At 37.2% G+C, this 21,733-nt stretch carries 23 protein-coding genes; 17 read left to right on the top strand and 6 right to left on the bottom strand.

What is annotated here, in order from left to right; genetic code table 11:
- The first annotated feature begins 61 nt into the window (after positions 1 to 61).
- Both V7138_RS03665 and mbcS read left to right on the top strand, forming a co-directional pair.
- On the top strand, positions 62 to 265 hold the full coding sequence (locus V7138_RS03665; RefSeq protein ID WP_335394386.1) for an alpha/beta-type small acid-soluble spore protein: 204 nt from the start codon (positions 62 to 64) through the stop codon (positions 263 to 265).
- Between the two features lie 171 nt (positions 266 to 436).
- Complete coding sequence (gene mbcS / locus V7138_RS03660; RefSeq protein WP_335394384.1) at positions 437 to 2,011, top strand: acyl-CoA synthetase MbcS; 1,575 nt, start codon at positions 437 to 439, stop codon at positions 2,009 to 2,011.
- A gap of 56 nt (positions 2,012 to 2,067) precedes the next feature.
- On the opposite strand, the gene V7138_RS03655 is transcribed toward mbcS, so the two are convergent.
- From V7138_RS03655 to V7138_RS03645, 3 genes are read right to left on the bottom strand one after another with little or no spacing between them, the layout of a single operon-like run.
- Positions 2,068 to 3,102 carry an ABC transporter permease gene (locus V7138_RS03655; RefSeq protein WP_335394382.1) on the bottom strand — a complete coding sequence of 345 codons (1,035 nt, stop codon included), beginning with the start codon at positions 3,100 to 3,102 and terminating at the stop codon, positions 2,068 to 2,070.
- Positions 3,089 to 4,048 (bottom strand): ABC transporter ATP-binding protein, encoded by a 960-nt coding sequence (locus V7138_RS03650; RefSeq protein ID WP_335394504.1) that lies wholly within the window; start codon positions 4,046 to 4,048, stop codon positions 3,089 to 3,091. The genes V7138_RS03655 and V7138_RS03650 overlap by 14 nt, the downstream gene beginning before the upstream one ends.
- 5 nt (positions 4,049 to 4,053) lie before the next feature.
- Positions 4,054 to 5,208 (bottom strand): COG1470 family protein, encoded by a 1,155-nt coding sequence (locus V7138_RS03645; RefSeq protein ID WP_335394380.1) that lies wholly within the window; start codon positions 5,206 to 5,208, stop codon positions 4,054 to 4,056.
- Between the two features lie 113 nt (positions 5,209 to 5,321).
- Here V7138_RS03645 and V7138_RS03640 point away from each other — a divergent pair, with 113 nt between their 5' ends.
- From V7138_RS03640 to V7138_RS03630, 3 genes are read left to right on the top strand one after another with little or no spacing between them, the layout of a single operon-like run.
- Positions 5,322 to 5,903 carry an RNA polymerase sigma factor gene (locus V7138_RS03640; protein WP_335394378.1) on the top strand — a complete coding sequence of 194 codons (582 nt, stop codon included), beginning with the start codon at positions 5,322 to 5,324 and terminating at the stop codon, positions 5,901 to 5,903.
- Positions 5,896 to 6,600: an anti-sigma factor gene (locus V7138_RS03635; RefSeq protein ID WP_335394376.1), complete on the top strand. Its 705-nt coding sequence runs from the start codon at positions 5,896 to 5,898 to the stop codon at positions 6,598 to 6,600. Before V7138_RS03640 ends, V7138_RS03635 begins: the two co-directional genes overlap by 8 nt.
- Positions 6,601 to 6,630: 30 nt before the next feature.
- Positions 6,631 to 8,220: an amidohydrolase gene (locus V7138_RS03630; RefSeq protein ID WP_335394374.1), complete on the top strand. Its 1,590-nt coding sequence runs from the start codon at positions 6,631 to 6,633 to the stop codon at positions 8,218 to 8,220.
- A 75-nt stretch (positions 8,221 to 8,295) separates the two neighbouring features.
- Here the strand turns inward: V7138_RS03630 and V7138_RS03625 are convergent, their stop codons facing one another.
- A complete protein-coding gene (locus V7138_RS03625; RefSeq protein WP_438824309.1) occupies positions 8,296 to 9,093 on the bottom strand; it encodes an NAD kinase in 798 nt (265 codons plus the stop codon).
- 169 nt (positions 9,094 to 9,262) lie between these two features.
- Here V7138_RS03625 and sppA point away from each other — a divergent pair, with 169 nt between their 5' ends.
- From sppA to V7138_RS03580, 9 genes are all read left to right on the top strand, one after another.
- On the top strand, positions 9,263 to 10,276 hold the full coding sequence (gene sppA, locus V7138_RS03620) for a signal peptide peptidase SppA (protein ID WP_335394372.1): 1,014 nt from the start codon (positions 9,263 to 9,265) through the stop codon (positions 10,274 to 10,276).
- A 17-nt stretch (positions 10,277 to 10,293) separates the two neighbouring features.
- A complete protein-coding gene (locus V7138_RS03615; RefSeq protein WP_335394502.1) occupies positions 10,294 to 10,785 on the top strand; it encodes an RDD family protein in 492 nt (163 codons plus the stop codon).
- A 112-nt stretch (positions 10,786 to 10,897) separates the two neighbouring features.
- Positions 10,898 to 11,596 carry a DUF2953 domain-containing protein gene (locus V7138_RS03610; protein ID WP_335394370.1) on the top strand — a complete coding sequence of 233 codons (699 nt, stop codon included), beginning with the start codon at positions 10,898 to 10,900 and terminating at the stop codon, positions 11,594 to 11,596.
- Between the two features lie 20 nt (positions 11,597 to 11,616).
- Complete coding sequence (gene ytfJ, locus V7138_RS03605; protein ID WP_335394368.1) at positions 11,617 to 12,078, top strand: GerW family sporulation protein; 462 nt, start codon at positions 11,617 to 11,619, stop codon at positions 12,076 to 12,078.
- Between the two features lie 131 nt (positions 12,079 to 12,209).
- Positions 12,210 to 12,710, top strand: coding sequence for a thiol peroxidase (gene tpx / locus V7138_RS03600; RefSeq protein WP_335394366.1), 501 nt, complete (start codon positions 12,210 to 12,212; stop codon positions 12,708 to 12,710).
- A gap of 132 nt (positions 12,711 to 12,842) precedes the next feature.
- Entirely contained in the window at positions 12,843 to 13,847 is a 1,005-nt protein-coding gene (locus V7138_RS03595) for a class I SAM-dependent methyltransferase (protein ID WP_335394364.1), read from the top strand.
- Positions 13,848 to 14,143: 296 nt separating this feature from the next.
- A complete protein-coding gene (locus V7138_RS03590; protein WP_335394362.1) occupies positions 14,144 to 15,331 on the top strand; it encodes an acetate kinase in 1,188 nt (395 codons plus the stop codon).
- A 98-nt stretch (positions 15,332 to 15,429) separates the two neighbouring features.
- On the top strand, positions 15,430 to 16,263 hold the full coding sequence (locus tag V7138_RS03585) for an EcsC family protein (protein WP_335394361.1): 834 nt from the start codon (positions 15,430 to 15,432) through the stop codon (positions 16,261 to 16,263).
- 3 nt (positions 16,264 to 16,266) lie between these two features.
- On the top strand, positions 16,267 to 16,788 hold the full coding sequence (locus tag V7138_RS03580; RefSeq protein WP_335394359.1) for a MogA/MoaB family molybdenum cofactor biosynthesis protein: 522 nt from the start codon (positions 16,267 to 16,269) through the stop codon (positions 16,786 to 16,788).
- Between the two features lie 26 nt (positions 16,789 to 16,814).
- Here the strand turns inward: V7138_RS03580 and V7138_RS03575 are convergent, their stop codons facing one another.
- The gene (locus tag V7138_RS03575) at positions 16,815 to 17,129 is read right to left on the bottom strand and encodes a hypothetical protein (RefSeq protein ID WP_335394357.1); all 315 of its coding nucleotides are present in this window, start codon (positions 17,127 to 17,129) and stop codon (positions 16,815 to 16,817) included.
- Positions 17,130 to 17,313: 184 nt separating this feature from the next.
- Here V7138_RS03575 and V7138_RS03570 point away from each other — a divergent pair, with 184 nt between their 5' ends.
- Both V7138_RS03570 and argH read left to right on the top strand, forming a co-directional pair.
- Positions 17,314 to 18,522 (top strand): argininosuccinate synthase, encoded by a 1,209-nt coding sequence (locus tag V7138_RS03570; RefSeq protein WP_335394355.1) that lies wholly within the window; start codon positions 17,314 to 17,316, stop codon positions 18,520 to 18,522.
- Entirely contained in the window at positions 18,519 to 19,895 is a 1,377-nt protein-coding gene (gene argH, locus V7138_RS03565) for an argininosuccinate lyase (protein ID WP_335394353.1), read from the top strand. The genes V7138_RS03570 and argH overlap by 4 nt, the downstream gene beginning before the upstream one ends.
- A 26-nt stretch (positions 19,896 to 19,921) precedes the next feature.
- Here the strand turns inward: argH and V7138_RS03560 are convergent, their stop codons facing one another.
- Positions 19,922 to 20,371 (bottom strand): universal stress protein, encoded by a 450-nt coding sequence (locus V7138_RS03560; protein WP_335394351.1) that lies wholly within the window; start codon positions 20,369 to 20,371, stop codon positions 19,922 to 19,924.
- 202 nt (positions 20,372 to 20,573) lie between these two features.
- Here V7138_RS03560 and ald point away from each other — a divergent pair, with 202 nt between their 5' ends.
- Positions 20,574 to 21,695 (top strand): alanine dehydrogenase, encoded by a 1,122-nt coding sequence (ald, locus tag V7138_RS03555; RefSeq protein ID WP_335394349.1) that lies wholly within the window; start codon positions 20,574 to 20,576, stop codon positions 21,693 to 21,695.
- Positions 21,696 to 21,733: the final 38 nt, after the last annotated feature.

Below are 21,733 nucleotides of genomic sequence, written 5' to 3'. Positions count from 1 at the left end.
GTTTACATGCATTATGCCATGTGATTTTACACATTATATACTCACAAGGAGGTGAAGTCACATGGCAAACAACAACAATAGTAACCAACTTCTAGTAGCTGGTGCTCAACAAGCTATCGATCAAATGAAATATGAAATTGCATCAGAATTCGGTGTAAACCTTGGTGCTGATACAACTTCTCGTGCTAACGGATCTGTTGGTGGAGAAATCACTAAGCGTTTAGTATCTTTCGCTCAATCACATATGAGCGGAGGTAACTTCTAAAAAATATAAATAAAATGGCTACAAGGACGGGCTAATACCCGTCCTTTTTTAATGCTTATGACTTATTGGAAGCTGATATTATAACCTGGTCATAAAATTTTCACATAACCCCTTCCAATTTGATTCTATTATTTTATATAATTAGACTATAAAAGCGGAGGAGGAATAATCGTGAAAAGAGAAGATTTAATTGCGCCTGCAATGTATAACCTTGTTCAGGAAATTGAAAAGTATGCAAATGACCCAAAAAAGATTGCAATAAAATGGGAAGATGAGCAGGGGACCAAAAAGGAAATCACATACGTAGACCTCTTCAAAAAAGTAAATCGAATTGGAAATACTTTAATTAGCAACGGCCTTAGGAAAGGTGACAAAGTGTTAGTTATCGTTCCTCGTCTAGTAGAAGCATATATGGTTTATTTAGGTGCATTGAAAGCGGGATTAGTAGTCATCCCAAGCTCTGAAATGCTCCGTACGAAAGATCTTCAATACCGAATCATACATGGAGATGTTAAAGCGATCATTAGCTACCACCCTTATTGTGATCAATTTTTATCAATTGAAAATATTGATCTTATTCATAAGTTTGTAGTTGGAGATAAAGTTGATGGTTGGGTATCGTTAGAAGAGTGTATGAAAAACCAATCTGATGAACTAAATGTAGTAGAAACAAGCAAGGACGACATGGCATTTTTATCCTATACTTCTGGAACAACTGGGAATCCAAAAGGTGTTGTTCATACACATGGCTGGGCATATGCACATCTAAAAACAGCAGCACCCTATTGGTTAAGCATTAATGAAACAGATACCGTTTGGGCTACAGCAGGTCCCGGTTGGCAAAAATGGATTTGGAGTCCATTCCTTTCAACATTAGGAAGTGGTGCGACAGGATTTGTGTACTTCGGCAAATTTGATCCTAATAAATACTTAGAATTACTAAGTACCTATAAAATTAATGTCTTATGCTGTACACCAACCGAGTATCGTCTAATGGCAAAGGTAGAGAATTTGGCCGAGTACTCACTGCCTGATTTACATAGTGCTGTTTCAGCGGGTGAACCTTTAAATCGGGAAGTAATCGATACATTCAAAAGAGAATTTGATGTAGAAGTTCGTGATGGATATGGGCAAACAGAAAATACATTATTAGTTGGTGTTTTAAAAGGAATGACTATTAAACCAGGCTCAATGGGCAAGCCAACACCAGGCAATCATGTAGAAATTGTCGATGAGTTTGGAAAACCTTGTGCTATAGGTGAAGTAGGAGATATCGGAGTTCATGTAGAAACACCAGCCCTTTTCAAGGAATATTACAAAGACCCTGAACGAACAGCCATGCAATATCGAGGGGATTACTATATTACAGGGGACAAAGCCAAAAAAGATGAAGATGGCTATTTCTGGTTTGAAGGACGAGCAGATGATATTATTATAAGTTCAGGCTATACGATTGGACCATTCGAGGTTGAAGATGCACTTGTTAAACATCCTGCTGTAAAAGAATGTGCAGTTGTGGCAAGTCCTGATGAAGTTCGAGGCAATATTGTAAAGGCATTTGTTGTCTTACGTGAGGGGATAGCTGCTAATGAGGATCTTATCAAAGACCTTCAGGAACATGTAAAACAAATGACGGCACCATATAAATATCCAAGGAAAATAGAATTTGTGAGTGACCTACCAAAGACAACTTCAGGAAAAATTAGAAGAATTGAGCTTAGACAGGCCGAAATTGCAAAAGCTTAACATAAAATATAAAAGAAGGAAAGCCAATCTCTGTGGATTGGCTTTTCTTCTTTCTACTATGCCCGAATTTCTTGTCTCATAAATAAGATATATGCAATAGCAAAGCATACTAATGATGCAGCAATTAAACCAGTTAGTTGAGGCCAAATTAGTAAAAGACTCTGCGTTAATGGCAATGGACTAGCAACAGCCCCTATCGTTTGCTCCATGGTTAGTGGACCAAGACTTCTTACAGTAGGTGAAAGAAGTGTTGCTGTCGATTCATTAAATAAATAGCTTGGTGATAATCGGAGCATATTTAAAACCATGCCCTGCTTACTTAGGATTTCCTCAGTGCTCGGATTCTCAGCAGGATTTAAAAAGGATTTTGAAATTAGCCCTACAATCATGGAATAAAACAAACTGAAAAATAACCAGACAGCGATACTGGACAAAGCAGAAGTAGCAGCCTGCCTAAAATAGATTGAAAACAAAATACCAAGATTTAACCAGAAAGCAATATATACAATGCATAAAAGTAGGAAAAAGAATATTCTACTAAACTCTTCCAACGTTGGTGGAATCCCTAAAATCAAAATACCAAGGGCCATCACAAGAAAACCCAATGAAAAAAATAATACAATGTTAATTAACAGGGCTGCAACAAATTTTCCATTGATTACAAAATCTCTAGGGATTGGCTGTGCCATCAGCCGGCTTAACGTTCCTTTATTTCGTTCTGAATTTATCGCATCAAAGCCTAATGCAATTCCAAGAAGGGGGCCAAGAAAACCTACAAACGTGATAAAGGATGGCAGTGTTCCGTCTGATACTGTAAATAACTTTAAAAACAAGTATGAATCTCTAGCTATTACTTGGGCATCTTCAGTCGACTCAAGTGAATCTTGAATAGTCAAAACTGCAGTATAAAGTGAACCAATGCAGGTAAGTGTAATAATTCCAAGAAGAATGATGATACGCCAGCTCGTAATATTATCCGTAAATTCTTTACGAACTATGGCTAAAAATACATCGGGATTCTTGATTATCTTATTTACATTTAAACTGCTTCGATTGTGAAAGACTTTTTTCTGTAAATTAGCGAGATTCATGAACTTCACGCCCTTCAAAATAACGGTGGTAAATTTCATCTAGTCCAAAATCCTTTTTGCTAATATGGTGCAAAGAGGCCCCTGAATGAATAATGGTACGACTAATAGAGGCAGTCATATCCTTCTTACAGTAAATCTCAAGCGAGTTTTCGTTTAATACTTCAACTTTATTCACATCTTCAAGCATTTTTAATTCATTTAATACTCGTTCATGAATTGAACTAGCAATGACTTTAATCACAATGGTATCCTCTAATAAAAGCTGCTGGATAAGTTCTTCCAAATTACCATGAGCCAGCAACTTGCCATCAACAAATATTCCAACACGGTCACAGATTTGTTGAACCTGGTGCAGATGGTGTGAAGAAAGTAAAATGGTCTTCTGATCTTTTTCTTTTAATTCCTTAATAAGATGTAAAAAGTCTCTCACACCTTCGGGGTCAATGCCAAGTGTTGGTTCGTCTAGAATAATAACTTCAGGGTCTTTCATAAGCACATCTGCTAAACCAAGTCTTTGCCGCATCCCTCTCGAGTATTTACCTGTCTTTTTATGTGCCGCATCCATAAGATTTACCCTTTTTAACAGCATCTCTGCTCTAGCAATTGCTTGTTTCCGATTAATATTATTTAGACTTGCCGTATAGAGAAGATTTTCTAGGCCTGTCATATGATGATAAAAGCCTACATCATCTGGTAAATACCCTACCTTTTGCTTAATTTTAATTGGATTACGCGTAGAATCAATGCCACAAACTTGAACTACTCCTGAGCTTGGGCTACTTAGCCCTAGCATCATTAAAATAGTTGTAGTTTTACCGGCACCATTTGGTCCAAGTAAACCAAATATTTCACCTTTCGATATGGAAAGAGACAGATTTTGCACGGCAAATTGATGTTCATAACGCTTTGTTAGCTGTTCTAGTTTAATAATAGGATCAGTTTCCAGCAACTTTATCTCCTCCCATATTTTCGAAAGATGTAATATAATCCGCCAAGTACTCCAAGTATTATAAGGATTGCAACTACACCCCATAACGTGGACGTTTCAACAGAAACACGGAACGCCGCTTTTGCGGAAGTTTCAGCTGCTGATGCAGTAAATTCAGTAACATAGTCTCCTGCAATTGCTTCATCAGGAGCAATAATGGTAGCCTTAATGGTCTTAGAATCTCCAGGCTTAAGCTCTGCTATAGAACTAGAATCGAATTCAGTTTCCCAATTTGGAGGTGTGTTGGACGTAATATTTACATCAACTAAAGGAGCTGTTCCAGTATTTGTGATTACAAGATCAATGACTCGGTCATTACCTGCTGTTATATCTGTACTTAGATTTCCAGTTGGTGTACTGATTTCTATTCCATAAGAACCTGTTATAACTGCTTCTAATAGTAAATCTGCCGAGGTAGTACCTGTTGAGGCACTTATTGGAATCTTATAAGTTCCCGCTTTTACATCTTCAGGAGGAGTAACCTCAACGGTAACATCTTTTGTCTCATTGGGTTCAATTGTAATGGAAGAAATGGCGTCCGACCCTGTTTTAAATCGAACCCCCCATCCTTTCTCTACTGTTGAATTTAGCGCATAATTTTGTTGCTCTGCAGTACGATTTCGTAACTTTACCGTATAGGTGAAATTTGAATCGGCATGACCTTGTAAATTTTTTTGATCAGATGTTAGCTCGGATTCAAAGGAACCTTGTTCAGTTAGCGTTATAAGCAATGGTAATCTACTTTTGTTACCCTCATCAGAAGCAACTAAGGAAAAACGATAATCAGCCTTTTTTGCATCTAATGGGACAATAATATCAACATTCACTGTTTCCTCACTATTTCCTTTAACGGAAAATTCACGGATATCTCTTCCACCTGATGAAATGGTGTAGTCCCATCCTTCCGGCATGTTTTCAAATTCAAAAGACATGTTTTGAATAGTTGAACCAGTATTGATTACATCAATGGAATAAGAAATCGTTTCACCGGGAGTTGCCGAAATTCCCGTGAAAGGAGTAAATAAGGAAATATTTTCGGCAGCATGAACCTTTTCAACACTTAAGATTGACAAAGTAACTACAAAAATTGAAATAATCCGAATAAAAATTGGCTTCATTTTCTTACCTCCTACATTTTTTCATCCTTGATACGAGAAAAATAGATAAATGGATTTATATTTTTGAAAAAAATTTGTAAAATTTATTTAAAAGATAATCAGAGGCGATTTTTATGGACCAAAATCAGGAAAGCATTGAATTATTGCAAAAAATTCTAAATGGTTCTCGCGAAGCTTTTGACCTTTTTTATGAAAAGCATTATTCGTTTGTGTACAATATTGCATTACACATAATAGGGGACCATAGAGAGGCAGAGGATGTAAGTCATGATGTGTTTCTAGAGGTTTTTCAAAAAATAAGACAATACAATTCTTCTAAAGGGAGTGTAAGAGCATGGCTAGCTATAAAAACAAAAAGTCGTTCACTGGACCGATTGCGAAAAAATAAGCCTATCCTAATCAACCGATTAGAAGACATTTTAACGAAAAAAGAAAAAGGGGCCGATCTTCAATTTCTTTCAGAGTTACAAAAAAGCATTATTATTGAAGCATTAAATCATCTTCCAGATGAACAAAGGGAAGCCCTTATTAGGTCCTATTTTCAGGGAGAAACTCATAAAGAGATTGCGGACTCAATGGAAAAACCATTAGGGTCAATTAAATCATTAATTCGCTATGGGATTAACAATCTTAGAAAGCAGAAGCCGCTAATAAGGTGGATGGAATCTAGTGGTGGTGATAATAATAATGGTTAAACATGTTACAGAGCAAAAATTAATAGATTTTACATTAGGTCAACTAAATGAATTGGAATCCAATGTAGTTAAACTACATATGGAACAATGTCCCCGTTGTCATGAAAGAATGAATCATTGGGCTAAAATAGTATCAGTTGAACCAAATTTAGCTACATTTACTCTAGATAAAAAAGAAGATGTTTGGAAAAAAATTCAACAAAATATAGAGGTGAAGAAGAAACGACAATCACACATGTTGCTTAAATTCGGTAGTGTGGCAGCGAGTGCCGTTCTATTAACAGGCTTGGCAAACCTATATTCTATTAATAATAATAAGCTTACAATGAAAGATTTACAGGAACAACACGCTACAACTTTCTTAGAAAATCCAGATACGAGGCAGTTTAATATTGTACCTCTCTCTCAAAGAAATAACATAAATGGCGGAATTTGGATTAATAACGTTACGAAAGAGTTGCTTATTGAAATCAATGGGCTGGCAAATTTGGAAAGTCAAGATCACCAATTGTGGATTATTTATAAAAATGAAGATATGCAAGGTGCCATAATACCAACTAAAAATGGTTCGTCGAAAATGTATATGCAAGGGATGGATATCAATAAATTTAAAATGATTAAAGCAAGTGTTGAGCCCAAAGGAGGAAGCCTCTATCCAACTGGACCAGAAACCTTTTTAGTAGAAATAAAAGACTAAAATGCAAAAAAAAGATAGGTGAGATGAAATATGGGAACTTTATGGACGGGTGGACGAATATACACAATGGAACGAGAACAAAATGTGGTTGAAGCTGTATTTGTAGAAGATGGGACCGTCATTGCCACAGGATTTAAGGATGAATTAGAGAATAACTATAATTCTCAAATTACAAAAAGAATGGACCTAAAAGGAAATACGATGTTTCCGGGGTTTGTAGATAGCCATATGCACCTCATAGGCCATGGCGAAAAGCTGTTAAAGCTCGATTTTTCTAACATGACATCTTCCACGCAAATTTCGAACGCAATTCAAGAATATATAAAAGATAAGCCAGCAGGCCAATGGATTATTGGAGAAGGTTGGAATGAAAACCAACTTCCTGATCGAAAGATTTTCCATAGAAATGAACTCGATGAACTAGCACCTAATTATCCGCTCATGTTAAAAAGGATTTGCAGACATGCTGTTGTTGTAAATACAAAGGCATTAGAATTGGCAGGCATTACGGACGAAACGCCAAATCCTGAAGGTGGAGTAATTGTAAGGGATCTTAATGGAAATGCTACAGGCTACTTGTTAGATCAAGCACAGGAGCTTGTTAAAAAAGTAATTCCAGCCGTAACCGAAGAATACATTCAAAATGCGCTTCATTCGTCAATTAAAGATTGTCTTCGAGTAGGTCTTGTTGGTGGACATACGGAGGATTTGAATTATTATGGCGGATTTTTACGTACCTATAAAGCATTTCAAAAAATAATTAATGAAGACAATTGTAAATTTCGTGCAAATCTTTTAGTACATCATGAGGTAGTTGAAGATATGCACCATTTAGGGTATAAATTTGGTGAGAAGGAAGATTTACTAGAGTTAGGTGCAATGAAAATTTTTGCTGATGGCTCTCTCGGAGGCAGAACCGCATTGCTCAGTCATCCGTATAATGATTCACCTGATACTTCTGGAGTAGCCATCCACCCACTTGATGAACTTAAAGCACTTGTTCAAAAGGCAAGACGCTTTAAGATGCCGGTTGCAGTTCATGCGATAGGAGACCTTGCATTTGAATATGTGCTAGATGCTATAGAAGAATTTCCGCCATTAGAAAATCAACGAGACCGTCTGATACATGCTCAAATATTACGAAAAGAGTTAATCGAGCGAGCAAAACAATTACCACTCATTCTCGATATTCAGCCAAGATTTGTTGTTTCAGATTTTCCATGGGTAGTTGAAAGAATTGGTGAAACGAATATGGAAAATTGTTATGCATGGAAGACTTTGTTGCGGGAAGGACTTCATTGTGCAGGAGGATCTGATGCACCGATTGAACCGATTGATCCCCTTTTAGGTATTCATGCAGCCGTTACAAGAAAGAAACCTGGCGAAGAAGAGGTTTACATGCCTGAACAAAGAATCTCCGTCTACGAGGCTGTTCAGTTGTTTACAACGGGAAGTGCGTATGCTATCGGAAAAGAGGACAGTCTGGGAAAAATTGCTCCAGGGTTTAAAGCGGATTTTACGATTCTAGATAAAGATCTTTTTCAAATTTATGAAGATGAAATTCTGAATGCAAAAGTAATGATGACAGTCGTTGATGATACCGTAATGTATGAACGATAAACAAAAGACCAAGTGGTAATCTTGGTCTTTTTAGATTACTTTCTTGTCTAGTTCCAGGCGCGCCTTGCACATTCTTTACAAAAAAGTTCGTTTTACTTTTTCCCAGAAAGAATTATCTTTTAATTTTACTGTTTTAATTCTTTTCTCACTTAACTTAATATCAATTTGCTTTACATTACGGATGCTGAGGGCTTCATTGTCCATCCCAATGGTTGGAAAGTCGTTACCATCCTGTACATCGCGCAATGTTAATTTACGTGTTCCACTTAAAATGAACGGAGAATCTAAAGTGCGATATTGGTTCGTATTTAATGACGCAAGTTCAGTGACTTGCATACAAGGAAGCAATGGGTCTACGACAGCGCCTCTAACCGATTTATTATAAGCTGTGCTTCCGGTTGGAGTTGAAATGATAATGCCATCGCCACGGAATGTTTCAAAATGCAAATCATCAATATAGACGTCTAAAACCAAGGTTTTGATGATTGCGGATCGAATGGAGCATTCATTCAAACAATAAAATGAGGGGTTATTATCTACCTTGACCTCAATGATTGGGTAACGGCGAACCTCAATTTTTTCATTTAACATTGCTTCAGCCATTTTATCCGTTTCATCAGCATGGAAATCACAATAAAGGTTTAAAGCACCAGTTGTTGAGATCCCGACATATAGACAGTCCTGGCGAAAATTTGTTTGACGTACTGCCTGTAGGAAAGCACCGTCTCCCCCAATACTGACAATGATATTTGCTTTAGCTGCATTATCGACAACTGTAAATTGCTGCTCTTTTGCCAACTTATTTAGCTTTTCAACATATTCAATTAGTTTTTTTTCTTTTCTATAAAAGAAAAAGAGATTGCGGCGTTCCATATAAATACCCTCCTAGTGATTAATCAGTGAATGAATAGGTTAAACAATTAAAGCTAGTATGAACCCTTACAATTAGTTTAACAATTAAATGAAACTATTTTGGATTTGAATCGTATTTATTTTTGAACAATTTTTGAATAGTATCCATCAAGGTAGGAGGAAAACAGAAATGAATGGAAAACGGTGGGCAGCTTTAGGAATTGCTGCAGTTATATTTGTATTTTCGGTCTTTTTTAATTTCGCAACAAATTTAGCCTCAAAAAACTTCAGTAGTTTTTCTGATGAATTTTTAGCGTCATCAAATGAACAATTTCTCGAAAATGTTGTAATTGAAGGCAAAGGAATGGATAAAATTCTCGTCTTGTCTGTTAATGGCGTGATTCAGGATACGGGCGAGGACGTGACTTCCTTCTTCCAAACAGCCGGATATCAACATCAAACATTCTTAAAAATGATTGAAAAAGCGGAAAAAGATAAAACGGTAAAGGGTATTATCCTCAAAGTGAATTCACCGGGTGGTGGTGTTGTCGAAAGTGCGGAAATACATAAGAAACTAGTGGATTTTAAAAAAGCAACAGATAAACCAATTTATGTGTCAATGGGAGCTATGGCGGCTTCTGGCGGATACTATATTTCTGCCCCAGCAGACAAAATATTTGCGACACCTGACACTATGACAGGTTCACTTGGGGTGATTATGCAGGGGATCAATTATAGTGGATTAGCTGAAAAATATGGTGTGAAATTTGAAACCATTAAAAGTGGCCCGTATAAGGATATCATGTCTCCAAACAGGGAAATGACAGAAGAAGAAAGAACCATTATTCAAACAATGGTCAATAATGCTTATCAAGGATTTGTCGATGTAATAGCAGAGGGCCGTAATATGTCTGAATCAGAGGTTCGTCGTATTGCAGACGGAAGAATTTATGATGGAAGACAGGCGAAAGAAAATCATCTAATTGACGAACTTGGTTATTTTGAAGATACGGTTGCAGCCATGAAACAGGATTACGATCTTGGAAATATCAAAGTTGTTGAATATGAAACTAATTTTGGTTTCGGATCTTTATTTTCTATGAGTGCGAAAAAAATATTTAGTGAAGACATCGAGATGGCAACTTTGGTTCATCTATTATCGCAGCCAAATTCACCTAGAATGATGTATTTGTACGCAGAATAGGGGGGACTAACTTGAATATGGATCTTACACATGAAGGAGTCCAGGGCAATAATCATGTTCATGATCATACATCTCGACCAGTTGTTCAAGACATGCCACATTATGCAGGATTTTGGATGCGGTTTTGGGCATATATATTAGACTTAGTTGTAATCGGGAGTTTAAATCGTATCTTAATCTATCCAGCCTTTCGAGCGCTAGACATACCATTATCTGAAAATAATATGTTTAGTGCAGCATCAATTGCAACTGCTGTTGTCTTTTATTTATACTTTGTGTTGATGACAAAATTCTTTAACCAAACATTAGGGAAAATGGTGTTTGGAATTAAGGTTGTATCACTTGATGGGCGGACTCTTTCTTGGATAACAGTTCTCTTCAGAGAATTCATCGGAAGATACATTTCAAAGCTCTTTTTCATCGGCTATTTAATTGTTGCTTTTCTTCCAAAAAAACAAGGAATACACGACCTTTTGTCAGAAACCACTGTTATACATGTTAAAAAATAAGGGTGTCCTCATGGCACTCTTTTTATATTGTTTATATTACCAAAGATACCCTTTTTGTGTATTTTTTACTTGATGGTAGGTGATAATGAAACATTGAAAGGGTGTGAGTGTGGTGAAGTGGCTATTCATTATTTTATTATTCCTAGTCCTTCTTATCCTTTTAATCATGATAACAAGGCTAACAATTTTTATTGAAGCAAATCACTCACAGGATGATGACCATATTAAAATTAAATTCAGTATTTGGTTCGGATTAATAAGATATACCATTAATGTCCCGATGGTTGCAATTGATAAAGAAACACCAAGCATTGTGCTCAAGAAGGAAAAAAAAGCAAACATGGCCGCAGCTGATAAAAAGAATAAAGAGAAATTTTCCGTGAAACATTTTATCGATAATCTCCACGATACAAATGTAATTTTTCAGCGGGTGATTGATTTGGTCCCAATTCTTAAACGTTTTTTAAAGAAAATTTCCGTTTCAAAATTCGAATGGCATTCACATATTGGAGTAGGGGATGCTGCTCATACAGGAATTATTACTGGGCTTGGCTGGGCGATTAAAGGGACGATTGTCAGTGTGATCAGCCATTATCTCAACCTAAAAACTAATCCTGATTATTCAATTACCCCCTCCTTTCAGGTAGCTGTATCCGAAACGAGGATAAAATGCATGATTCATTTTCGAATCGGGTATGCTATGGTAGCAGGAATAAAAGCGATTAAAAGGTGGCGAGGGGGCTTACCAAAATTTAAATCCCAAACCCTTTCAAAGCTTAATGATGCCGATTCGGATAAAAAATCAGTTTAGTTTGTCAGGAGGAATGTGTGATGTCTGATCATCCAATACAGGGTTTAATGAAGACCGCAATGGAAAACTTAAAACAAATGATTGATGTGAATACAATCATTGGGGACCCTGTTGAAACACCTGATGGGAGCGTAATTTTAACGGTCTCAAAAGTTGGCTTTGGATTTGCTGCAGGGGGCAGTGAGTTCAAGGGACAAGGTGAGGGTGGAAAAGATAGCGGTGGTGAAGGTGGAGACCAACAGCAACAAGGATCCAAACTGCCATTCGGTGGCGGAAGTGGTGGTGGTGTTTCAATTACACCAATCGCATTTTTAATTGTAAGCGCAAATGGTGTCAAAATGCTCCATCTTGATGAAAGTACTCATTTATTTGAAAAACTGCTTGAACTTGCACCACAAGCTGTTGATAAAATCCAACAAATGTTAAAAAAGAATAATCAAGATCACCAAAATCAACAGAAACAACAGGATTTCGATATTTAAGAAATGATAGAGTTAGCTGTTCAGCAGTTGACTCTTTTTTGATTCGTTTTTCATTCTAATTCGTTGCAATCCTTTTGAATTAAAGATATCATTTACACTGTACATATAATTTTAAGGAGGATTTTGGAAAAATGGCAAATATCACTTTTAAAAACAATCCAGTCACTCTATTGGGGAACGAAGTAAAGGTTGGAGATAAGGCTCCTGATTTTACTGTTTTAGCAAATGATTTATCGCAAGTTTCACTTGCAGATTCAAAGGGTTCTGTTCGTTTGATTAGTGTTGTTCCTTCGCTTGACACAGGTGTATGTGATGCACAAACTCGTCGTTTTAATGAAGAAGCAGCTGGTTTAGATAATGTTAAAATCTTAACAGTTAGTGTTGATTTGCCATTTGCACAAGCTCGTTGGTGTGGTGCAAACGGTATTGAAAATGTTCAAACACTTTCCGACCATCGTGATCTTTCTTTCGGAGAAGCATATGGTGTAGCTATTAAAGAACTACGCTTATTAGCTCGTGCTGTATTTGTTGTAGACAGCAAGGACACTGTTACATATGTTGAATATGTAAGTGAAGCAACCAACCATCCAAACTATGAAGCAGCAATAGAGGCAGCAAAAGCAGCAAAATAAAAAACCTTTTAAAAATTCAAGGTAACAACCGAATCCCAATCTAATTGGGGTTCTTTTTTTGACTTTGTTGCACTGCCTCATCTTTTCTTTTAAAATAATAGGATATGTTACGTGTACGAAAAGGAGAAAACAATGACACAAATATCTGCAGTTGAAAAACTATTTACCATAATTGACAACACAGCAACAATTCTAAAAGAAGAATTATCGTGTACATACTTAGAAGCTGTTGCAGAAACAGGTGAAAACCTCTTCCAAAAGACTGTCTTACAGGAAGAATTAAGTGAACTATCAAAAAAACGCATCGAAAAAGAATACACACAAATTAACTTAAAGCAATGTTCAGTTGAAGAAATACGCAAGGCCTACCAACTTGCGGCGTTAAAAGGGATGAAAGATGCCACTCAGGCAAATCATGAAATGACACCAGACGCTGTTTCTATTTTTATGGGATACCTTGTCTCAAAATTTACTGAAGGCTGGAAAAAATTCACCATTTTTGATCCGGCTGTTGGGACTGCAAATCTCTTAACAACGGTTCTTAATCAAAATCAATCGAAAGAAATTGAAGCATATGGAATTGATGTAGATGACCTGTTAATCAAAGTGGCATATGTGAGTGCAAATCTCCAGCAGCATTCTATTCAATTTTATAACCAAGATAGTTTAGAGCCCCTATACATAGACCCAATGGACGTAGTGGTCTGTGATTTACCTGTCGGGTATTATCCAAATGACCTCGGTGCTGCAAGCTTTGAACTTCATGCAAAAAAAGGTCATTCCTACGCTCACCATCTTTTTATTGAACAAAGTCTTAAATATACAAAAGAAGGCGGCTATTTATTATTCCTTGTGCCCAATCACTTATTTACAAGTGAATATGCCAATGAATTAAATACGTTTCTTAAAGAGAAATCCGTTATCCAAGGGATGATTCAGCTACCATTATCCTTGTTTAAAAATGAAAAATCTGCAAAAAGCATTTTTATGATTCAGAAAAAAGGACCTGAGGTGAAAGCGCCAAAGCAAGCGCTACTTGCCAACCTGCCTAAGTTTTCAAATCAAACAGCCATGGCAGGAATAATAAAGCAAATTGATGATTGGTTTACGCAAGAAAAACATGGAATTAGACAATAAGTAATGGACTAGAGGCCCAACTGGGTCTCTTTTTTATTACTAAACTTAAGAAATATCAGTTCTAGGACAAGAGCAGGTAATGCAGAACTTCCTCTTTTTTCAATTAAGAGCGCTTTCCATTATCTGAATATAGGAACTTTATGACGAAAACGGTACCAAATTGGCATACTCCTTGAAAAGTTTTTGCACCGATGTTTAAATGAATAGGGCATCTATGAAACCGTGTCGTTTTGCATAGAATAATGTAGAAACGAAATTTTACATATAATAGTGATTTAAATAAAGGAGCGGACAAAATGTCAAAAATTATTGCGATAAATGCAGGTAGTTCTTCGCTAAAATTTCAACTATTTGAAATGCCGAGTGAAGAAGTGATTACAAAAGGGATCTTTGAACGAATTGGACTTGATAAAGGTATTTTTACAATCACAGTTAACGATGAAAAACAAACAACTGAAACAGCGCTTCCAGACCATGCAGTTGCTGTAAAAATATTACTAGATAAATTAACTGAATTAGGAATTATTAAATCCTTAGATGAAATCGACGGAATTGGGCATAGAGTTGTGCACGGTGGAGAGTCATTTGCTGATTCAGTTGTCATTACTGATGAGGTTTTAGCAGAAATTGACAGGTTATCCGAATTGGCTCCACTGCATAATCCAGCCAATATTACGGGAATTAGAGCATTTCATGAAGTACTGCCAAATGTTCCAGCAGTAGCCGTATTCGACACAGCCTTTCACCAAACTATGCCAGAGAAGTCATTCTTATATAGTCTACCTTATGACTATTATAAAAACTTTGGAATTAGAAAATACGGATTCCACGGAACTTCACATAAATATGTATCACAACGTGCAGCTGAACTTTTAGGCAGACCTTTAGAAGAGCTTCGCCTATTGTCTTGTCACCTTGGAAATGGTGCGAGTATCGCTGCAATTGAAGGCGGAAAATCCATAGATACATCCATGGGCTTTACCCCGCTTGCTGGTGTAACTATGGGAACACGTTCAGGTAATATTGACCCTGCATTAATTCCATTTATCATGGAGAAAACAGGGAAAACAGCTGATGAAGTATTAGATGTACTAAACAAAGAAAGTGGAATGCTGGGTGTTTCTGGATTCTCGAGTGACTTGCGTGATCTTCAGGAGCAAGCAGATCAAGGAAACAGCCGTGCTAAATTAGCTCTTGAAGTTTTTGCTAGCAGAATTCATAAATACATTGGTTCTTACGCAGCGCGTATGCATGGTATCGATGCGATCATTTTCACTGCAGGAATTGGTGAAAACAGTGAAACCGTTCGTGCAAGAGTATTAACTGGTCTAGAGTTCATGGGTGTATATTGGGATCCAATTTTAAATAAGGTAAGAGGTAAGGAAGCATTTATTAGCTACCCACACTCACCGGTAAAGGTTATCATCATTCCTACCGACGAGGAAGTCATGATTGCTCGAGATGTAATGCGATTAACAAAATAAAGGTTAATGGACAAACTCTTAAGGGTTTGTCTTTTTTATTGCCAATAAATGCTTTATGATATAATACTCTTAGTGAAAGTTGGAAACGGAGGATGAACATGGGTTTTACAGAACGGGAACTTAAAGTATTAGCTGATATTGAAAAGTGGTCAGATCAAATGCACTATGAACATACAGATTTTGAAATGACCTATGACAAATGGCTAGAAAATTCGCTAAGTCTGATTCCAGAGAATGTGCGGACTGAGTTTTTTTCAAAACTGGATAATTGGCTATTCCACTTACATGCAATACTTCAAGGCTCACAATTCCAAGTGGATGCGAGGGAAAGATTGATCAATTCGGCTCGTATTTTCAACCAGGACATCGAAGATATCTGTGACTTGAAAGATCTCACAATTGACGAGCTTTCCTACTTAACTGAAAACCAGATAGCCAAGCATCGCCTTTATTCTTTAGCACAGGGAGGTTTGACCGGTACTGGTGGAATCCTGCTGCTTGGGACAGACATACCTGCAATTACGCTTCTCAATCTTCGGATTGTCCAATTAATTGCGATGACATATGGATATGAAGTAAACACACCCTATGAAATGATGACATCGTTAAAGGTATTTCATGCTGCTACACTTCCTAAACGCATGCGCTATCAGGGATGGAATGCTCTTATCCAGGATGCGGACGGGGCTGATCAGAATCTCTATTTTTACAATGGGTCAGAAGAGTTAACCGATGAAACTTGGCTAGAGTTGCCTTTGAAGCATATAGTAAAGGCAGTCGCAATTTCAGTACTACGTAAGCGTATGGTTCAAGGGATTCCTTTAATCAGTATGGCAATCGGTGCTGGTATGAATTATCAATTAACAAGACAGGTCAGTGATTTTGCTCATAATTATTATCGTTTTCGTTTTTTGCAGGAAAAGGGGTTGTAGGGTATGAGTGTCCACGAACATAGAAAAGCAACACCATCTTCTGTTACATGTAAAGTGATTACCATAAGTGATACAAGAACAAAAGAAACAGATAAAAGTGGGCAGCTAATGGTTTCACTACTTGAGGAAAGTGGTTATGAAGTCTTAGAATATGAAATTGTAAAGGACGAAGAAGCTTCTATTGAGAAGGCGATACAAGAAGGCTGTGATCACGAAAAGATTGATGTTGTTCTAACAAATGGTGGAACTGGCATAGCAAAACGTGATGTGACAATTGAGACAGTTTCAAAATTATTAGATAAAGAAATCGTTGGATTTGGGGAACTTTTTCGAATGCTTAGCTATACAGAGGATATCGGTTCAGCAGCTATTCTTTCAAGAGCAATAGCAGGTGTTTGTAACAATACAGCGATTTTTTCAACACCTGGCTCATCTGGAGCTGTAAAACTCGCAATGAAAAAATTAATTCTACCGGAACTTGGCCACGTGGTCAGTGAAATAAAGAAAGATTTAAAAAGGGTCTAATCATTCCGTGAAAATTAGACCCTTTTCTATTGATGTATTTTATTTGATATCCCTTGATTCATCCTGTACCAGATCCATAAATCATTGATCTTAGATGCGCATTCTGAGATTTCACTGTTTAATTCACAGGAACGTTCGAAATTAGGCTCTTTGCCAAGCTGTTCTTGTTTCTTATTAATAACGGCTTCAATTTCTGAGATTCGATCCGGGATATGTCCTCTAATTTTTTCCCATTGGAATAGAATATATTGCTGTGTTTCCTCATTATACTCCTCCCATTCCTTTTCTAAATAGGGAAGAAGGATACCAAGGCGTTCATCAAAATGAAAATAATTACCCACTATTACCACTCCTAGTAGCTCTTGCTCCTATTCTACAATAATCAGAGTTTTATAGCTATGAAAAAAGATTTTTGATTTTTCTTCATTTTACTATTGAAAAAAGTAGAAAGAGTTGCTAAAGTTATACATTATAAATGTATAAATATAAAACTATATGAATTATTATTCGAAAGGGAGATACAACATGAGCAAAAAGAAAGTTGTTTTAGCATATTCAGGCGGTCTTGATACAAGTGTTGCGGTTAAGTGGTTACAAGAACAAGGGTATGATGTGGTTGCTTGCTGCTTAGACGTTGGTGAAGGAAAAGACTTAGGATTTATTAAAGAAAAGGCTATTACTGTGGGAGCTGTATCTTCATACGTCATTGATGCGAAGGAAGAATTTGCAAATGAATATGCACTTGCAGCCTTACAGGCACATACACTTTACGAAGGAAAATATCCATTAGTATCAGCATTATCTCGTCCGCTAATCGCGAAAAAACTCGTGGAAGTAGCTGAACAGGAAAATGCGGTAGCCGTTGCACACGGTTGTACTGGAAAAGGGAATGACCAAGTTCGATTTGAAGTTTCAATTAAGGCATTAAATCCTAATCTTGAAGTATTAGCACCGGTTCGTGAGTGGAGCTGGTCACGTGAAGAGGAAATCGAATATGCAAAACAACATAATATTCCAATTCCAATTAACTTGGATAGCCCATTCTCAATCGACCAAAACCTTTGGGGAAGAAGTAATGAATGTGGAATTTTAGAAGATCCGTGGGCTGCTCCTCCAGAAGAGGCATATGAGTTAACGGCATCTCTTGAAGAAACACCAAATACACCAGACATTATTGAAATTGGTTTTGAACAAGGTGTACCAAAAACAATAAATGGTCAGCCATATACATTATCAGAATTAATTCTTGAATTAAACCAAATTGCTGGAAAACATGGGGTTGGTCGTATCGATCACGTGGAAAACCGCCTTGTAGGTATTAAATCTCGTGAAGTTTATGAGTGTCCAGGTGCGATGACTTTAATTACTGCACATAAGGAACTTGAAGACCTTACACTCGTGAAAGAAGTGGCGCATTTCAAGCCAGTTATCGAGCAAAAGCTTACTGAATTAATCTACAATGGACTATGGTTTTCACCTCTAAAAGATGCATTACTTGGTTTCTTAAAAGAAACACAAAAAAATGTAAATGGAACTGTTCGTGTAAAACTATTCAAAGGTCATGCAATTGTTGAAGGACGTAAATCAGATAATTCATTGTACGATGAGAAACTTGCAACTTATACTTCCGACGATGAGTTTGATCATAATGCAGCAGTTGGATTCATTTCATTATGGGGCCTACCAACAAAGGTGAACAGTATCGTAAATAAAGGTAAGAAGGTAGAAGTATGAAAAAGCTTTGGGGAGGAAGATTCACCAAAAGTGCTGATCAATGGGTAGATGAGTTTGGTGCATCTATCTCCTTTGATCAGGAATTGGTGAAGGAAGACATTGAAGGAAGTATTGCCCACGTAACAATGCTAGGTAAATGCGGAATCGTTTCTATTGAAGAAGCAAATACCATTAAGTCAGGGCTACTTACGTTATTAGAAAAAGCCAAAGATAATGAATTGGAATACTCAGTAGCTAATGAAGATATTCATTTAAACATCGAAAAAATGCTGATTGATGAGATTGGGCAAGTCGGTGGGAAGCTTCATACAGGGCGCAGCAGAAATGATCAGGTTGCAACTGATATGCATTTATATTTACGACAACAGGTAGAAGACATTATAGAACTTATTGAGGAACTACAAGGTGCAATCGTGGAACAAGCAGAGCAGCATGTTGAAACGATTGCTCCTGGTTATACCCATTTACAAAGAGCACAGCCTATTTCGTTTGCCCATCATCTGTTGGCTTATTATTGGATGCTTGAACGTGATAAGGAGCGGTTAACAGACTCGTTACAAAGGATCAATATATCTCCATTAGGAGCAGGTGCCTTAGCGGGGACAACATTCCCAATTGACCGTTATTACAGTGCGGAACTTCTCGGCTTTGAAAAAATCTACGAAAATAGTATTGATGCCGTGAGTGACCGAGACTTTATCGTTGAGTTTTTGAGTAATAGCTCTATGATAATGATGCATCTTTCGCGTTTCTGCGAAGAGTTAATTCTTTGGTCCTCTCAGGAATTTAATTTTATTGAAATGGATGATACGTTTGCAACGGGAAGCAGTATTATGCCACAAAAGAAAAACCCAGATATGGCTGAACTCATTCGTGGTAAAACAGGAAGGGTTTATGGAAATCTATTCGGGTTATTAACCGTCCTTAAAGGGACACCACTCGCTTATAATAAAGATATGCAAGAAGACAAAGAAGGCATGTTTGATACAGTAAAGACGGTCAAAGGATCTTTGAAGATTTTTGCTGGAATGGTGTCAACGATGAAGGTGAAAAAAGAAGTAATGGAAACAGCTGTTAAAAGGGACTTTTCCAATGCAACAGAGCTTGCGGATTATTTAGCTTCAAAGGGACTTCCGTTTAGAGAGGCCCATGAAGTGGTAGGAAAACTAGTGTTAACCTGTATTGAACGCGGCGTGTTTTTAAGTGATTTACCACTTGAAGTCTTTAAAGAGTCATCCTTACTTTTTGAAGAAGATATTTATGAGGTTTTATTACCTCAAACTGCTGTAGCACGACGTAAGAGTGCTGGAGGAACAGGATTTGAGGAAGTATACAAGGTCCTGCAAAAAATAAAACAAACAAAAAAATCGTGATTTTTCACGATTTTTTTGTTTTTATTTTAAAGGTCCTTCTCAGTTCTTACAACCATGACATCACATTTTGCATAGCGTGTGATGTTTTCGGATACGCTTCCTAGAAGGAAACGTTCAACAGCGTTAAGACCAGTTGCACCACAAATGATTAAATCAACATGATGTTTTGGAGCAATTTCTTTGGCAATTTTTATTTTAGGAGATCCGTATTCTAGTATTGTTTCAATCTCTTCAATACCTGCTTCTTCAGCTATTTGCTCATACCGATTAAGTAATTCTTTTCCAAATTTCTCAGATTGCTCCGATAGGTTGAGCTGGTACGCACCAATTGTGGCAAATTGTTTTAAGTCAATTACGTGAGTAATAATGAGTTCGGAATGATAACGCTTACAAACGTCGATTGCTTTTTTAAAAGCCCATTCAGCTTCCTTAGACCCATCCACTGCAACAAGGACTTTCTTATAGGTTACTAGCATTTTAATGCCCCCTAAATATAGAAATGGTCTTTCTACTATTAGTATAGCACTGAAAATGTGTTAAAAAAGAATAAAAACTGAACAAAAATTGAACTTTTCTTAGATTATTTACTATTGTGAAAGTGTTTTCATTATTGCTATAATAGGATTTGTAATTTTAAGGGAAAAATATCGTTGATCATAATTAGGGGAGTGTTTTTACATGCGTATTGGTGTACCTCGGGAGTTAAAAAATAACGAAAACCGCGTTGCAATGACGCCAGCTGGTGTTGTGAATCTTGTAAGTTTTGGACATGAAGTGTATATCGAAACGAACGCTGGGGTGGGATCTGGTTTTACGGATCAACAGTATGCTGATGCAGGGGCAATTATTGTGCATACACCAAATAAAGCATGGCAGATGGAAATGGTCATGAAGGTTAAAGAACCTTTACAAGAGGAGTATCAATATTTCCGTAAAGACTTATTCTTATTTACGTATTTACATTTAGCGGCGGAGCCAGAGCTAACAAAGGCACTTATTGAAAATAAAGTAATTGGGCTTGCCTATGAAACCGTTCAGTTACCTAACCGCTCTTTACCATTGTTAACTCCGATGAGTGAGGTTGCTGGAAGGATGGCAACGCAAATCGGTGCTCAGTTTTTAGAAAAACCACATGGTGGAAAAGGTATTTTGCTGGCTGGAGTACCTGGGGTACATCGTGGAAAAGTGACGATTATCGGTGGAGGAGTTGCTGGTACGAATGCCGCTAAGATGGCAGTGGGGCTTGGAGCACAGGTGACTGTCATTGATTTAAATCCAGACCGACTTCGCCAGCTTGATGATATTTTTGGGGCGGATGTAACGACACTTATATCAAACCCACTTAATATCGCAGAAGCTGTAAAAGAATCAGATCTTGTAATTGGTGCAGTACTTATCCCTGGAGCAAAGGCGCCAAAGCTTGTAACGGAAGAAATGATCAAATCTATGGCACCTGGATCAGTAATCGTCGATATTGCAATTGACCAAGGTGGAATTTTTGAAACAACTGACAGGATAACTACACATGATAACCCAACATATACGAAACATGATGTTGTACATTATGCCGTTGCAAATATGCCTGGAGCCGTGCCGCGTACCTCTACATTTGCATTAACAAATGTAACGGTCCCATATGCGTTGATGATAGCCAATAAAGGCTTCAAGAAAGCCTGTTTGGAGAATGAAGCATTATACAAAGGAATCAATACATTAGATGGCTATGTAACCTACAAAGCAGTTGCAGAAGCACATGGAACTTCCTATTCAGATGCAAAAACACTCCTAGACAATCGATAAAATCAAGGGATACCTTTTAGTAAAGTGTACCCTTTGTA

The sequence above is a fragment of the Bacillus sp. JJ1533 genome (assembly GCF_036965045.1).
GTDB lineage: Bacteria > Bacillota > Bacilli > Bacillales > Bacillaceae_L > Ferdinandcohnia.
This window is presented reverse-complemented; position numbering and strand designations above follow the sequence as displayed.

What these genes read in the sequence shown, in the direction of transcription:
- V7138_RS03665 (WP_335394386.1), top strand. Translation starts at nt 62, where the DNA reads ATGGCAAACAACAACAATAGTAACCAACTTCTAGTAGCTGGTGCTCAA.
- V7138_RS03655 (WP_335394382.1), bottom strand. Translation starts at nt 3,102, where the DNA reads ATGAATCTCGCTAATTTACAGAAAAAAGTCTTTCACAATCGAAGCAGT.
- V7138_RS03645 (WP_335394380.1), bottom strand. Translation starts at nt 5,208, where the DNA reads ATGAAGCCAATTTTTATTCGGATTATTTCAATTTTTGTAGTTACTTTG.
- V7138_RS03640 (WP_335394378.1), top strand. Translation starts at nt 5,322, where the DNA reads ATGGACCAAAATCAGGAAAGCATTGAATTATTGCAAAAAATTCTAAAT.
- V7138_RS03635 (WP_335394376.1), top strand. Translation starts at nt 5,896, where the DNA reads ATGGTTAAACATGTTACAGAGCAAAAATTAATAGATTTTACATTAGGT.
- V7138_RS03630 (WP_335394374.1), top strand. Translation starts at nt 6,631, where the DNA reads ATGGGAACTTTATGGACGGGTGGACGAATATACACAATGGAACGAGAA.
- V7138_RS03625 (WP_438824309.1), bottom strand. Translation starts at nt 9,093, where the DNA reads ATGGAACGCCGCAATCTCTTTTTCTTTTATAGAAAAGAAAAAAAACTA.
- sppA (WP_335394372.1), top strand. Translation starts at nt 9,263, where the DNA reads ATGAATGGAAAACGGTGGGCAGCTTTAGGAATTGCTGCAGTTATATTT.
- V7138_RS03615 (WP_335394502.1), top strand. Translation starts at nt 10,294, where the DNA reads ATGGATCTTACACATGAAGGAGTCCAGGGCAATAATCATGTTCATGAT.
- ytfJ (WP_335394368.1), top strand. Translation starts at nt 11,617, where the DNA reads ATGTCTGATCATCCAATACAGGGTTTAATGAAGACCGCAATGGAAAAC.
- tpx (WP_335394366.1), top strand. Translation starts at nt 12,210, where the DNA reads ATGGCAAATATCACTTTTAAAAACAATCCAGTCACTCTATTGGGGAAC.
- V7138_RS03595 (WP_335394364.1), top strand. Translation starts at nt 12,843, where the DNA reads ATGACACAAATATCTGCAGTTGAAAAACTATTTACCATAATTGACAAC.
- V7138_RS03590 (WP_335394362.1), top strand. Translation starts at nt 14,144, where the DNA reads ATGTCAAAAATTATTGCGATAAATGCAGGTAGTTCTTCGCTAAAATTT.
- V7138_RS03585 (WP_335394361.1), top strand. Translation starts at nt 15,430, where the DNA reads ATGGGTTTTACAGAACGGGAACTTAAAGTATTAGCTGATATTGAAAAG.
- V7138_RS03580 (WP_335394359.1), top strand. Translation starts at nt 16,267, where the DNA reads ATGAGTGTCCACGAACATAGAAAAGCAACACCATCTTCTGTTACATGT.
- V7138_RS03570 (WP_335394355.1), top strand. Translation starts at nt 17,314, where the DNA reads ATGAGCAAAAAGAAAGTTGTTTTAGCATATTCAGGCGGTCTTGATACA.
- argH (WP_335394353.1), top strand. Translation starts at nt 18,519, where the DNA reads ATGAAAAAGCTTTGGGGAGGAAGATTCACCAAAAGTGCTGATCAATGG.
- V7138_RS03560 (WP_335394351.1), bottom strand. Translation starts at nt 20,371, where the DNA reads ATGCTAGTAACCTATAAGAAAGTCCTTGTTGCAGTGGATGGGTCTAAG.
- ald (WP_335394349.1), top strand. Translation starts at nt 20,574, where the DNA reads ATGCGTATTGGTGTACCTCGGGAGTTAAAAAATAACGAAAACCGCGTT.